General features: G+C 72.6%; 11 protein-coding genes. 5 read left to right on the top strand and 6 right to left on the bottom strand.

Features of this window, described 5'->3' with window-relative positions:
- Positions 1-391 precede the first annotated feature (391 nt).
- Positions 392-748, top strand: a complete 357-nt coding sequence (locus AHOG_RS17820) for a VOC family protein (RefSeq protein WP_093942372.1) — start codon at positions 392-394, stop codon at positions 746-748.
- A 109-nt stretch (positions 749-857) separates the two neighbouring features.
- Here AHOG_RS17820 and AHOG_RS30020 read toward each other — a convergent pair whose 3' ends face one another.
- Together AHOG_RS30020 and thrS are read right to left on the bottom strand one after the other, a co-directional pair.
- Positions 858-1,016, bottom strand: coding sequence for a class I tRNA ligase family protein (locus AHOG_RS30020; RefSeq protein WP_245856289.1), 159 nt, complete (start codon positions 1,014-1,016; stop codon positions 858-860).
- A 165-nt stretch (positions 1,017-1,181) separates the two neighbouring features.
- Entirely contained in the window at positions 1,182-2,411 is a 1,230-nt protein-coding gene (thrS, locus tag AHOG_RS17810) for a threonine--tRNA ligase (protein ID WP_093942371.1), read from the bottom strand.
- 431 nt (positions 2,412-2,842) lie between these two features.
- Here thrS and AHOG_RS17805 point away from each other — a divergent pair, with 431 nt between their 5' ends.
- Both AHOG_RS17805 and trxA read left to right on the top strand, forming a co-directional pair.
- Positions 2,843-3,274: a MerR family transcriptional regulator gene (locus AHOG_RS17805; RefSeq protein ID WP_093942370.1), complete on the top strand. Its 432-nt coding sequence runs from the start codon at positions 2,843-2,845 to the stop codon at positions 3,272-3,274.
- Positions 3,274-3,621 (top strand): thioredoxin, encoded by a 348-nt coding sequence (gene trxA / locus AHOG_RS17800; RefSeq protein WP_093942369.1) that lies wholly within the window; start codon positions 3,274-3,276, stop codon positions 3,619-3,621. The genes AHOG_RS17805 and trxA overlap by 1 nt, the downstream gene beginning before the upstream one ends.
- A 619-nt stretch (positions 3,622-4,240) precedes the next feature.
- Here the strand turns inward: trxA and AHOG_RS17795 are convergent.
- A complete protein-coding gene (locus AHOG_RS17795) occupies positions 4,241-5,794 on the bottom strand; it encodes an MFS transporter (protein WP_093942368.1) in 1,554 nt (517 codons plus the stop codon).
- Positions 5,795-5,902: 108 nt separating this feature from the next.
- On the opposite strand from AHOG_RS17795, the gene AHOG_RS17790 reads away from it, so the two are divergent.
- The gene (locus tag AHOG_RS17790) at positions 5,903-9,010 is read left to right on the top strand and encodes an ATP-binding protein (RefSeq protein WP_093942367.1); all 3,108 of its coding nucleotides are present in this window, start codon (positions 5,903-5,905) and stop codon (positions 9,008-9,010) included.
- Between the two features lie 244 nt (positions 9,011-9,254).
- Positions 9,255-10,121: a polysaccharide deacetylase family protein gene (locus AHOG_RS17785; RefSeq protein ID WP_093942366.1), complete on the top strand. Its 867-nt coding sequence runs from the start codon at positions 9,255-9,257 to the stop codon at positions 10,119-10,121.
- A 250-nt stretch (positions 10,122-10,371) separates the two neighbouring features.
- Here the strand turns inward: AHOG_RS17785 and AHOG_RS17780 are convergent, their stop codons facing one another.
- The 3 genes from AHOG_RS17780 to AHOG_RS17765 all read right to left on the bottom strand — a co-directional run bounded on the left by AHOG_RS17780 (position 10,372) and on the right by AHOG_RS17765 (position 13,609).
- Positions 10,372-11,337 (bottom strand): ArsR/SmtB family transcription factor, encoded by a 966-nt coding sequence (locus AHOG_RS17780; protein ID WP_157736892.1) that lies wholly within the window; start codon positions 11,335-11,337, stop codon positions 10,372-10,374.
- 485 nt (positions 11,338-11,822) lie between these two features.
- Entirely contained in the window at positions 11,823-12,626 is an 804-nt protein-coding gene (locus AHOG_RS17770) for an ABC transporter permease (RefSeq protein WP_093942363.1), read from the bottom strand.
- Positions 12,623-13,609, bottom strand: a complete 987-nt coding sequence (locus AHOG_RS17765; RefSeq protein WP_093942362.1) for an ATP-binding cassette domain-containing protein — start codon at positions 13,607-13,609, stop codon at positions 12,623-12,625. The genes AHOG_RS17770 and AHOG_RS17765 overlap by 4 nt, the downstream gene beginning before the upstream one ends.
- Positions 13,610-14,036: the final 427 nt, after the last annotated feature.

Genomic DNA, 14,036 nt, shown 5'->3' with positions numbered 1-14,036 from the left:
CGGCCTGCCGACCGCATGATCGGGGCCCGCATCACCGCGGTGGTGCGGGCCCCGTGCCGTCGCAGGCAGCCGGCCTCGCACGGCGGCGCGGGAGTCTCGATGCGGCCGTCGGTGCCGCCGCGAGCGGTGTCGTGCCGAGCGGTGTCGTCGCGAAGGGCGTCGCCGTGGAACAGTGTCGCCGCGGAGGGTGTCGCCGTGAACGGCGCGGCCGGGTCGAGAGAGCGGGCACGCCCGCGTCACGTCGGCGTTAAGCCCGCAGCGCGCCCCGCGTGGTCCGCGGAGGCCATCGCCGTCCTCTTGGGACACCGGCCGTGACCCCGCCGGGTGGGGACGTCGACGGCCGGGCGAAAACCGGTGGGCATCCCGAATACGAGCGGGTTAAGGTCCGGCCATGACGAGTAGAATCGAGGCGCTCTCGATCGATGCGACCGATCCGAAGGCGCTGGCCGACTTCTGGTGTCGCGTCCTCGGCTGGGAGGTCGCGGAGGATGTCGAGGGAGGAGTGGGCATCGCGCCCCCCGGCGAGACCGAGTCGCGAATCGCCATCTTTCCGCCCGCGGGTACCAAGACCCAGAAGAACCGGTTGCACCTGGACCTGCGTGCTGACGGGGTCTCCGCCGAGGTCGAGCTCGCGCGCCTGCTGGACCTGGGAGCCCGACGGGTGGACGTGGGACAGGGTCCGGACGTCACCTGGACCGTGCTCGCCGACCCGGAGGGCAACGAGTTCTGCCTGCTGGGAACCGGCTGACGGGCGGCTCGGCGCCGAGATCAGCATGGCGGGCCGGTAGACGGCGTGGAACCGCGATCCACGAGGTCACGGGTCGACATGCCGGCGGCCTCGGCCGCGATGGCGTTGCTCAAGGAATCGTCGTCGGTGTCGGAGGAGAAGCGGACCTCGTGTCCCGATGCCGCCAGTGGCGGGCCGTCACGTCCGCCTGCACCAGCTCCATCGCGAAGCGGAGATGCGGGCGGGCGTTCACGTACGGGATGGCGGTCGTGAGATGGCGACGGGACATCGGTCCCTCCCCCGCGCATCGTGCCGCTGGTGCGGTCCACTCTATCGGCCGGACCGACCGGGGACGACCGGATATCGAGAAGGCGGAATCCGTCGTCTCCGCCCGTGGAACACGCCTCGGGCGCCCCGGCGGCGGCGCGCGCACCGGGCCGCCGTCGACGTCGACTCAGACCCCCGACTCCTGTGTCCACAGCTCGGCGCGTCGAGACACGGCGTTCGCGCGGATCCGGCTCACCGCCTCGGCAGCGGGCAGGGCGTCGACCCGCCGCCCGTCCCGCAGGCGCAGCGACACCAGTCCGGCCTCGGCCTCCCTGGCTCCGAGCACGGCTTGGTACGGCACCAGCCGGTCGGCGCGGACACGGGCCCCGAGACTGCCGCGCGAGGGATCGGCGATCCGAGCACGCAGCCCCGCCTCGGTGCAGCGTCGGACCACGGCCTCGGCGTGCGGCAGCTCCGCGTCCGAGATGGGCAGGACGACGACCTGGGTGGGCGCCAGCCAGGTCGGGAACGCGCCGCCGTGCAGCTCGATGAGCTGGGCGACCACCCGCTCGATGCTGCCGAGGACGCTGCGGTGGATCATGACGGGTCGATGGCGCGCGCCGTCGGGGCCGGTATAACGCAGATCGAACCGCCGCGGCTGGTGGAGGTCGACCTGCACGGTGGACAGGGTGGCCTCCCGACCCGCGCCGTCGACGACCTGGACGTCGATCTTCGGGCCGTAGAACGCCGCCTCGCCCTCGGCGGCCTCGTAGTCGAGCCCGGCGGCGTCCAGCACCTCGGTGAGCATGGCTGACGCCCGCTGCCACAGCCGGGGGTCGGCGACGTACTTGGCCCCCGGGCCGGGCAGCGAGAGCCGGTAGCGGGCAGGTCGGATACCGAGGTCCCGCCCGGCCCTGATGATCATCGCCAGGGCCGCCTGTGCCTCCTCGGCGACCTGGTCGGGGGCGCAGAAGACATGCGCGTCGTTCAGCTGGATGGCTCGCACCCGGGTCAGTCCGCCGAGCACTCCGGACAGCTCGGCGCGGTACATGCCGCCCAGCTCGGCGATCCGCACCGGCAGCTCCCGGTGGCTGCGCGCTCGGGAACGGTAGATCAGCGCATGATGCGGACACAGACTCGGGCGCAGCACCAGCTGGTCGTCGCCGAGGTTCATCGGCGGGAACATGTCCTCGCGGTAGTGCGACCAGTGCCCGGAGATCTCGTACAGCTCGCGTTTGCCCAGCACCGGCGAGTAGACGTGCTGATATCCCGCGCGCCGCTCCGCGTCGCGGACGTACTCCTCCAGCTCGTGCCGGACGACCGCCCCGTCGGGCAGCCAGTAGGGCAGTCCCGCACCGATCAGGGGGTCGGTGTCGAACAGGCGCAGTTCCCGTCCGAGCCTGCGGTGATCATGCATCGTGGTCTCCTCAACTCAGGCGAGGCGGATGACCACAGCGCGAAGCCCCGGGGCACCCACCCCGGGGCTTCGCGATCAAGTCGATGAACTCAGCGCGCCGGGACGGTCTCCGGCGTCGTCGTCAGACCAGCGCGCTTCACGACGGCCACGCTAGCAGAGTCGGCGCGGCGGCGACCGGGTGATCGCGGGCGGAGGACCGTCGGCTCGGCGCTCGTCGGGCGTATCCGGGTGCCGCAGGGCCGCTCCCCTCGTCGACGGGTGCGTCGTCGTGCCGATCACGGGCTGCCCGGCGGCGCCGCCGGGCCGGGTGGTCGGGATGTCCCCGCCGTGTCGCCGTGCCGCCGAGCGCGGTGGGCGCCGAGTCGCGAGCGGCCGCGGCGCACGCGCCATCGCTTGCCTTGACGCCAACGTCAAGCCTTACCGTCGCTCTCATGAGAATCGGCGAACTGGCCAGGCGGGCCGGAACGACGACACGTGCGCTGCGCTTCTACGAGTCGCAGGGCCTGCTGGCCGCGCCGCGGGCGGCCAACGGCTACCGGGAGTACGGCGAGGAGGACGCGCGCCTGCTCGACGAGATCCTCACCCTCCAGGCCGTCGGACTCAGCCTGGACGAGACCAGACCGTTCGTCGCGTGCCTGCGTGCCGGTCACGAGGCCGGAGACGCCTGCGCCGATTCGATCGAGGTGTATCAACGCAAGCTCGCCGAGGTGGACGCCTGCCTGGAGCGGCTCGAAGCGGTGCGGTCGGGACTGCTGACCAAGCTGGACGCCGCGCTGGCCCGGCAGCCCGATCCCTGCCGGGTCACCGATCCGTGCCAGGTCGATCCCTCGGCATTCCACCCAGCCGAGACGAAGGAGACGTGATGTCGTCGACAGAACTGAGCGGAACCGTGTCGATGGTGACCGACGCGACGTTCGAGACCGAGGTCCTTCGACAGGACAAGCCCGTCCTGGTGGACTTCTGGGCCACCTGGTGCCCGCCGTGTCGCATGATCGCCCCGATACTGGCCGATATCGCCCGAGAACGTGCCGACTCGCTCGTCATCCGCAAGATCGACCACGACGAGAACCCCGTGATGGGGCGCACCTACCAGGTGATGTCGTTGCCGACGCTGCTGCTCTTCGTCGACGGGGCGCCCGTGCGGGCCTTCGTCGGGGCGCGGCCCAAGGCGAGGCTGCTCGCCGAGCTGGACGCCGCGTTGCGCGGCTGAGCCGCCGACGGCACGCGCTCTCGGCCGCGACGGGGACGGCCCGATCACCGGAGCGGCGTCGGAGACCCGACCGGTGCCTGGTTCGACTCCGTGCTCGGCCGGGCCGTGTTCGGCAGCGGGTCGGCGGCGCGGCGTCGTTTCGACAAGTCCGTGTCGCGCCGGACGTCGTGGTGGCAGGCGATCGGCTCCCGGACCGCGAGGGCACGGAGACCCGCCCGGTGGTGCAGGGCGAGACTCGTCTGGTCCTCCGAGAGGAACGAAGATCCGCGAGGTCCGCAGGCCGCCCTCCTCGGCCGCGGCCGCCTGACGGCTCGGCGGTGCCCGACCACCGCCTGGCCCCCGGTGGTGCGCGGCGACGCACCCGGAGGCCTCGGCGACTCCCGCGTGACGCTGCCGGGAGGAGAACGGGCCGGCCGTCGCCAGGTCCACCATGACGCCGTCGCGCGCGGCGGCCCGGCGACGGGCCGCCCGCCACGGCGGGACTCGTCTCGTCGCCGCGACCGCACACGGAGGGCGGTGCGTGCCGCCGTCGGGGCGCACCGCCCGTCCTGGCCCGGCCGGGGCGTCGCCGCGAACGGGAGCCGGTCCGACTCCGGCGGCTCCCGTCGCCCGCGTCGGTTCAGCTCGCCGCCCGTTCCGGCTGTCCGGTCTCCTCGTAGCCCTCGCTGCCGATCGTCCCGACGTGACGCAGGACGGTGGCGGAGACGATCGCCAAGGCCAGGATCGCCGCGCCCGCGACGAGCGCGGCGGTGTTCATCCCGGCGGTGAACGCGGCGGCGGCCCCCTGCAACGCCTCCTCGGGCAGGGCTCCCGCCACCGAGACGGCCCCCGCCAGACTGTCGCCCGCCGTCGCCGCCACCCCGGCGGGCAGGTCTGAGGGAAGCTGGTCGGCGACCCGGTCGCGGTAGACCACGGCGGTCAGGCTGCCCAGGATCGCGACGCCCGCCGCCACGCCGAGTTCCTGCACCGTCTCCGACATCGCGGCGGCCGACCCGGACTTGGCCGGTGGGGCGGACCCCACCACGAGATCGGTGCCCAGCGCGGCGATGGCGCCCAGCCCGAGGTACACCAGCGCGAATCCCGTCACCACCAGCCCGCGGCTCCCGGCGGCCTCCACCTGCGTCAACAGCAGGTATCCCACGGTGGCGGCAGCCAGCGTCGCGGCGACGATGAGCCCCGGCCGGATTCGGCGCGCGAGCAGCGGTGCGGCGATCGCCGCCACGAACATCGCGAGCGCGGGCGGGCCCATCCACAGTCCGGCCTCGAAGGGGCTGAGGCCGTCGACGAACTGGAGATACTGCGTCACCAGGTACATCACGCCGCCGACGCCCATCAGGCCGACGAGCAGGACGCTCAGCGCGGCGCCGACTCCTCGGCTGGTGAACAGGGTCAGGTCCAACAGCGGGTCCGCCAGAGTGCGCTGCCGTCGGACGAACAGCACGCCGAAGCCGATGCCGATCGCGGGGACGACGACCGTGACGAGATCGAACCCGTCGGCGGCGGCGTGCTTGACGCCGTAGACCACGGGCAGGATCGCGGCCAGCGAGAGCGCGCCGCTGAGCAGGTCGAATCGGCCTGCCCGCGGATCGCGGTACTCCGGCAGCAGCAGTGGGCCCGACACCAGCAGCACGACGATGATCGGCACGGCCACCAGGAAGGCCGATCCCCACCAGAAGTGGTCCAGCAGGATGCCGCCGACCACCGGGCCCGCCGCCATGCCCAGCGCGAACATGGTCGCCCAGACGCCGATCGCCACCGCACGCTGCCGCGCGTCGAGGAACATGGTGCTGATCAGCGACAGCGTGGAGGGCATCAGCGTGGCTCCGGCGACGCCCAACGCCGCCCGTGCCGCGATGAGCATCAACGGGCCGGTGGCATACGCGGCGAGGATCGAGACGAGCCCGAAGGCGACGGCCCCGATCATCAGCAGTCTGCGCCTGCCGATCCGGTCGCCCAGGGTCCCCATGCTGATCAGGAAGCCGGCGATGAGGAAGCCGTAGGAGTCCATGATCCACAGCGTCTCGGTGCCGTCGGGACGCAGATCGGCGGCCAGCGCGGGCAGTGCCAGGTACAGCACCGTGACGTCCAGGCCGAGCAGCATGGTGGGCAGCGCCAGGATCGCGAGCCCCGCCCACTGTCTCGGGCCTGCTCGGTGCGCGATCGGGGTGCTCATGAGGCTCCATTCACCATGGGCGGTCGTCCGCCCTCGGACAGGTCGCCCGCAGCCTGTCGGCAGGCACGCACGAGCCGCTGACGGTTCGCTGTGGCTACGCTGACGGGCATGCGGTTCGGGGTGCTGGGCCCGGTGGCCGTCTGGGATGCCGACGGGCGGGCGGTCAGGGTCGGCGAGGCGAAGGTCCGCGCCCTGCTGGCGAACCTGTTGGTGCATCGGGGCGGTCCGGTGTCGGTCGATCGCCTCATCGAGGACCTCTGGGCGGGTGCGCCGCCCGACCGGCCGCGCAACGCGCTCCAGACGAAGGTCTCCGTGCTCCGGCGGGCCGTGGGCAGAACGGGCGTCGTCCTCGAGTCGGCGGGCTACCGGCTGGCCGCCGCCGACGAGACCGTGGACGCGGCCGACTTCGAACGGCTGCTCGACCGTGCTCGCCGCGCCGAGGACGTCGGGCGGCGGGCGGCGCTGCTCGGCGAGGCGGCGGCGCTGTGGCGGGGGGAGCCCTACGCGGACGTCGCCGACGCCCCGTTCGCTCGGCCGGAGATCACCCGGCTGACCGAGCTGCGGCTGACGATGCTGGAGGACCTGGCCGAGGCACGGCTGGAGCTCGGTGAACACGACGTGCTCGTGGCGGAACTGGCCGAGACGCTCGCGAGGCACCCGTTGCGGGAACGGCTGCGGACGGCGCAGATGCTGGCCCTGTATCGAGCGGGCCGCCAGAACGACGCGATGGCCGGCTACCACGAGCTGCGGCGGCTGCTTGCCGAGGAGCTGGGGACGACACCCGCGCCGAGGACGGTCGCGATCTACGAGGCGATGCTGCGGCAGGAGCCGCGCCTGGCGCCGCCCGTGACGACGCCGAGGGCGTCGGGCCGCGTCACCCTGCCGCCTCCGGCGACGCCGCTCATCGGCCGGGACGCGGCGGTCCGCACGGTGCGAGACCGATTGAGCGCCGCCTCCGGGCCGCGGATCATGACGTTGACCGGACCCGGCGGAGTGGGCAAGACCCGGCTGGCCCTGGCCGCCGCGGCCGGACTCGGGGACTCGTTCCCCGACGGGGTCTGCCGGGTCGAGTTGGCGGGGTTGGGCTGCCGCAGCACGGTGGACGACGTCGCCGACCGGATACTGGCCGCCCTCGGGCTCTGTGACACGGTGGCCGCCGAGGCGTGCCCGGCCGATCTGGTGGACTGGCTCTGCCGGGCGACGGCGACCAGGCGGGTGCTGCTGCTGTTGGACAACTGCGAGCATCTGATCGACCCGGTCACCGAACTCGTCGGCCTGCTGTCCGCCGCCGCACCCGAGGCACGGGTGCTGGTGACCAGTCAGGAGACACTGGACCTTCCCGGTGAGGTGGTCCTGGCGGTGCCGCCGCTGGATCTGCCCTCGGACGAGGAGACGCCCGATCCGGCGACGGCCGTCCGCGCCAGCGCGATCGAGCTGTTCGTGGCCCGTGCCGCCGACGCGGTCCCCGGCTTCGAGCTGAACTCCGAGAATCTGGCGGCCGTGACGACGATCTGCCGGCGGCTCGACGGCATCCCGCTGGCCCTGGAACTGCTCGCACCACGGTTGCGGGTGCTCGCACCGGAACAGCTGGTCGGATGTCTGGATGATCGATTCGGCCTGCCCGAGGGCTCGGGTCGAGGCCGGTCGACACGGCAGGCGACGTTGCGGGGGATGATCGACTGGAGCTGGGAGCTGCTGACCGAGGCGGAGCAGATCGTGCTTCGACGGCTGTCCGTGCTGGCCGACGGCGGCACGCTGGAGATCGCCCAGGTCGTGTGTGCCGCCGAGGACGGGCCGGGCGACCGGGTGCTGGACCTGCTGTCACGTCTGGTGCACCGATCGCTGGTCGTCCGGGAGGGCGATCGGTTCCGGTTGTTGGAGACGGTGGGTGCCTACGCCGCCGACCGTCTCGCCGAGGCGCGGGAGCAGGAGACCGTGGCGGCGCGGTTCGTGCGTGCTCACGTGGAACTGGCCGAGGCGGCCGATCGCGGCCTCCGGGGTCCCGATCAGCGGCGCGGGCTCGATCGGCTCGACGTCGAGACGCTGAACCTCCGCAGGGCGTTGGAGACGGCCTGTCGCAGTGGTGCGGCGGATGAGGCGCTGCGGCTGGTCAACGCGCTGGCCTGGTACTGGGTTCTGCGCGGCAGGCTGTCGGAGGCGCGCCGTTCGTTCCGCGACGCCCTCTCCGTCGGCGGCGGGGACGCGGCTCACGCGGCGACGGCGCGGGCCTGGCTCACCGGTGTCGAGCTGCGGATGTCCAGGCCGGGGTCGGAGACCATCGGGAGAAGGCGCGCCGGGCCGCCTCGGGCCGGGGGGCTCTTCCACGGTGTGGCCGCCGTCGCTGCGGCCGAGTGCCCGCCGTCCGACTGGCCGGGGTCCGCCGAGTCCGGGTCCGCCGAGCTCGGGGACGCCGAGCTCGGGGACGCCGCGGCCGCCGTCGCGGATCCCGCGCTGCGGGCCCGGCTGCGATGGTTCCTCGGAGCGGCGCTGCCTGCCGACGGTCGTGACCAGCGAGGGCGTCGGCTGTTGACACTGAGCCTCGACGGTGCCCGCGCCCAGCGGGACCGCTGGACCGAGGCCGCCGTACTGGTCGAGCGCGCCGCTGATCGACGGACCGAGGACGGTGCGGCGTGCGCGCGGTCCGATGCGGAGCGGGCCGCCGCGCTCTTCGAGGACCTCGGCGACCGCTGGGGCCTGCTGCGGGCGCTCCGGACCCTCGCGTCCGTCGCGGAGGAGGGCGGAGACCGCGCTCGGTCGACTCGGCTGCACCACGCGGCCGTGCGCATGGCCGAGGAGCTGGGACTGTGGACCGAGGTCGTCGACACCTGGTCCCGGCTGGCGGAGGCCTGCCTCGCGGGCGGGGACACGGCTCAGGCGGGCCGGTTCTACCGGCGGGCCCTGCGCGTGGCGGTGGAGCGCTGTCATCCCCGCGGCCGGGCGGAGGCGGAGATCGGCCTGGCTCGACTCGCCCGCCACGAGGGCGACCGGGACGCGGTCCGGGAGCATCTGCGCCGGGCCGTCGCCGACGCGCGGTCCCCGGAACTGCGCGCCGAGATCGCCGCCGTCGCAGGGGATGCCGGGGCGACGGAACCTCTCGGGCTCGGCTGCCATGTGGAGGACGCCCTCGCCGACCTTCCGACTGCCGCCTCGCTCGCCGCCGATCAGACACGGCCCGTCGCGATCGGGGCCGGCTCGGGTAGTCCACTCGGCAGGTGACCCGGTGACTCCGGGCCGTGGGAGGCGTCCGGGCGGCACCGCGTCGGGTTCGTCCTGTCCCGCCCTCGCGAACACCCGCGCCCGCGACTCACCCGCTCGTCCGGTGGTCCGATGCGCCGGGGGAGGCGCCCGGATGTCGAGTGGTCCACCTCACGTCGTCGACGGTTGACCTTCACATAGATGTGACTGTTCGAGCATTTCCGCCGTACGAGAGGAACCAGCCGCTCACCGGAAGGACTCCACGGTGGAGAACACGCTCTTCGACTACAGCCCGATCACCGAGAGACCCCCGATCATCTGGCCCGACGGCGCGAAGGTCGCCTGCTATGTGGGTCTCAACGTCGAACACTATCTGCTCGACCGGCCGTCCACGAGCATCTTCGCGGGCACCGCCGGGCTGACTCCCGATCCCCTCAACTACGGCTGGCGCGACTACGGCCCCAGAGTGGGCGTCTGGCGCACGATCGAGAGCCTGGACCGGCATGGCATCCGCGCCAGCGTGCTGCTCAACTCCGACGTCTGCGCGCGGTATCCGCAGATCATCACCGCTGGACGGGACCGAGGCTGGGCGTGGCTGGCTCATGGCCGGAACAACTCGCTGCTGCAGGCCGACATGAGCCGCGAGGAGGAACGCGCCCAGCTGACGGAGATCGTCGACACCATCACCGAGGCGACCGGCACGAGACCACGCGGCTGGATGGGACCCGCGCTGACGGAGACCTTCGAGACACCGGCCCTTCTCGCCGAGCTCGGCCTGGGATACGTGCTCGACTGGTGCAACGACGATCAGCCCTACCGGCTCAACGTCGGCGACCTGCTCAGCGTGCCGTACTCCGTCGAACTCAACGACGTCATGCTGTTCAGCAGGAACACCAGCGGGGCGGAGTTCGTGCAGATCGTCAAGGACCAGTACGAGCAGCTCCGTGCCGATTCGCGGCACAGCGGCCGGGTCATGGCGTTGGCGCTGCATCCCTTCGTCATCAACCAGCCGTTCCGGCACCGGTACCTGGACGAGGCGTTGGGGTGGCTTGCCGATCAGTCGGACATCTGGCTGACCACGAGCGACGAGATCGCCGAGCATTATCGACGGGGCGAAGGCGGGTCCGCGTGATGACGGGCGGCGACGGCCGGGCGGCGAGTCCGCCCAGGCCAGGGGGCAGACCCGGAAGGACCTGAGGTCGGAGCCTGCCGTGCGGCCGCCGCCGTGAGGCCGGGACTCCGGCCCGCTCGACGTCGAGACGCCGATCCGCGGTGGCGGCCGTCGGACGAGGTCGTCACGGGCGACGGGGCGGGCGAGCCGACGCCGCCGATCGGCCGCGACGACGAGCCGCCCCGTCGAGATCCTCGGCCCTGCGCTCGACTCAGCCGGAATGCCGCCCCGCCAGCACCGCCAGACCCAGCGGCGTGACGCGGTGCAGCACCGCACCGCCTCGGCGGCTGCTGGTGATCATGCCTGCCTTGCGGAGCGCGGTGGCGTGTCGCGACGCCGTTCCCAGCGAGACACTCGCCGCCGCGGCGAGCATGCTGGTGGTGTGCGGTGATCGCAGCAACCGCAGGCAGCGCGCCCTGGTGCGGCCGAACAGCACCTCCAGTCGATCGTCGTCCGGCGGAGTGCTCCCGATCGGACCCGGCCACCCGACCGGGTAGACCAGCGCCGCGGTCCGCTCCGGGCCCGTGGCCAGGGTGGGAACCGCGCCACAGAAGTAGGACGGCACGAGCGTCAACCCGGCCCCGCCGAGCCGGACCGTGCGGTCCCGGCTGCTCCGTAGCTCCAACACGGTGCCGTCCCAGCGGATCACCCCCGGGAGGCCGGCCAGCAGGTCGCCCACGCCTCTGTCGACCATCGTCCGCCCCCGTGCCAGCCGGTCGGCGCTCACCAGGTCGGCGACCGTGGTCCAGTGCGGCCGAACCACCAGCTCGTAGGCGCGTTGGGCGATGGTCGTCCACTGCCGCGGGCGGTCTTCCCCGGAGGCGGCGAGCCTGGCGACCCAGGCGGGCAGCGGGCAGGCCGTCGCCGCGGCAGGCCCCGACGACGCCTCGGCGAGGAAGGCACAGCCCGTCCTCAGCCGGTCGGCGCTCATGGTCTGCACGGCGGTGTCCTGTTCGGGGCACATGAGGTTCCACGCCATAGCCAGCGTCCGCTGTGCGACGGACTGTGCCGCCGACCGGGTACGCACACCGTGGTGCCACTGGGCATATCTCGGATCGACGCCGTGCGTGGGTCGCAGTCGGCGAACGCCGAAGGTCAGCTCCCACATCGGGTCCGCCGCCGCGGCCAGGCGGATGTTGAGCAGATCCGCACGCTCGAACTCCAGGCGCACTGTCATGGTGTCGCACCCCCCACTCGAAACGCCGGACAGTGTAACGAAGGCATCACTCTCAGTGTTCGGATTGGCCGAATGGGATCGATTTCTCGCCGAGGAGCTGCGGGACTCGCCGATCGGCGGGCCGCGCGGCAGCGGCCCGGCGGTCCGTGCCCGCCCAGACCCGTGCCCGGGCGACCTCCGGGTGTCAGGTGTCCTGGATCAGCCGGTGGCGACAGCGGCGGCGACACCCCGTTGGCGGCCGGTGTCGGGCCGCGGAGCGAGTCATGGCCGCCGGACGGGAGCCCGGCGATGGTGCCGACGCCGTGGCATCGCGTCCTTCCGGCCATGACTGGGCCCGAGGTACAAGCGTGGTCGGGACGGCCGGGCTCGGTACGCGGCGGAACGAGCACGTGTGTGATGACTCCGTCGCCGCCGCGCCGCCGGTCACGCGGGCGGGCGGCGCTCTCGGCCCGGCCACTCGGCCCCGGGACGCCGGGCGGCCCGCCTCACGCCGCCGTCCGCCGATACCGCCGGGTCGACAGCGGCACGAAGACCAGCAGGATGATGCCCACCCAGATCAGCGTGTACACCGCCGGATGCTGAAGCGGCCACGCATCGGAGGCCGGGACGGCGGAGTTGGTGTTGCCGAACAGTTCGCGGACGGCCAACGTCAGCGCCGAGACCGGATTCCACTCCGCGACGTGCCGCAGACCGGCGGGGAAGGTCTCCAAGGGCACGAAGGCGTTGGAGACGAAGGTCAGCGGCATGATGACGATGAACGAGGCGTTGTTGATCACCTCCACGCTGGGCACCAACAGGCCGACGTAGGCCATCACCCAGCTGAAGGCATAGGAGAAGAGCAGCAGCAGGAGGAACGCGGCGACGGCCTCCAGGATGGAGCCCCTGATCCGCCAGCCCACCAGCAGGCCGGTGACGGCCATGATCAGCACGGAGAGGACGTTGTAGATCACGTCCGACGCGGTGCGGCCCACCAGCACCGCCGAATGCGACATGGGCAGCGACCGGAAGCGGTCGATGATGCCCTTCTGCATGTCCTCGGCGAGGCCCGCTCCGGTGAAGGTGGAGCCGAACACCACCGTCTGGGCGAAGATGCCGCCGATCAGGAACTCCCGATAGTCGACGCCGCTGCCGGGATCGATGGCCCCGCCGAAGACGAAGGCGAACAGCAGGACGAACATGATCGGCGAGACCAGGACGGTGACCAGGACCTCCGGCACCCGCTTGATCTTGATCGTGTTGCGCTTGGCGATGACCCAGCCGTCGCGCAGCGCGCGCGGAACCATGCTCATCGGGACGCCTCCGTATCGGCCGACGAGTCGTCGGACGGCTGCTCCGCCGGCGCGTATCCGGTGAGCGCGAGGAACACGTCGTCCAGGGTGGGCCGCCGCAGTCCGATGTCCACCACGTCGACCTGTTCTCGGTCCAGGCACCGGAGCGCGGCCATCAACGACTGGGAGCCGCCGTCGACGGGGGCCGTCAGCTCTCGGCCGTCCTCGCTGCGCAGCACCTGCGCGGACGCGACCTCGGTCAGACACGCCATGGCCGTGTCGCCCTGCGTCACATCGGCCAGCGAGAGCTCGATCCGCTCGCCGCCGATCTGTCGTTTCAGCTGCCCCGAGGTTCCCCTGGCGATGGCCCTGCCGTGATCGATCACCACGATGCTGTCGGCGAGCTGATCGGCCTCGTCGAGATACTGGGTGGTCAGCAGCAGCGTCGTGCCACCCGCGACGAGTTCGCGGATGACGTCCCACATCTGGAGGCGACTGCGGGGATCCAACCCGGAGGTCGGTTCGTCCAGCACGAGGACCGGCGGGGACGCCACCAGCGCGCCCGCGAGGTCCAGCCTGCGTCGCATTCCGCCGGAGTAGGTCTTGGACGGACGGCCGCCCGCCTCGGTCAGACCGAAGCGTTCCAGCAGCTCCCGCGCGCGGACGCGGGCGGCCCGCCTCCCCATCCCGTACAACCTGGCCACCATCTCCAGGTTCTCGAAGCCGGTGAGATGCTCGTCGACCGCCGCGTACTGGCCGGACAGGCCGATGCGTCGTCGGACGCCCTGCGGGTCGGCGCGGACGTCGACGCCCGCCACCTGTGCCTGTCCGCCGTCCGGCCGCAGCAGCGTGGTGATGATGCGTACCGCCGTGGTCTTGCCCGCCCCGTTGGGGCCGAGCAGCCCGAGCACCGTCCCGGACGAGACGACGAGATCGAGCCCGTCCAGGGCGCGGACGCTGCCGTACACCTTCACCAGGCCCTCGGCTCGAATCGCCTCGGTCATGCCTGCCTCCGCTTCCCCGCACGTGGCGGGCACGGTGGGACCCGTTGCGCCGGACTCGCGTCCTGGCGCGACTGCGACCAGCCCAACCTGCGGCCTCGCAGGGCGAAGGGCAACTCTGACCGCTGCGGACGGTCTCCGCCGTGCCTGGCGGCGGCTCCCCGCGTGCCCCCGCTCCGCGCCGCCGGGCGGACTCGGGAGGACCTTCCTCGACGGCCGTCTCCTCGAGGACGCGGGCCGCCCCCGCGCCGCGCCGATCGCGGGGGCGCCGCGCTCCGCCGTGCCGGCTCGCCCGGCACCGCCGCCCACGCTTCGCGGCGCCCGAGCGGCCCGCCCAGCGGGGTCGCCGCCGCGGCAGGGCGGGAGCGTCGAGGACGGAACCCGGCCCTGGTCGATTCCCCAGGAGACGGCCTCCTCGCGGCTCTCGGAC

This window comes from Actinoalloteichus hoggarensis, assembly GCF_002234535.1.
Classification (GTDB): domain Bacteria; phylum Actinomycetota; class Actinomycetes; order Mycobacteriales; family Pseudonocardiaceae; genus Actinoalloteichus_A; species Actinoalloteichus_A hoggarensis.
Note: the sequence above shows the minus strand (reverse complement) of the source record. Positions and strands in the feature narration are given on the sequence as shown.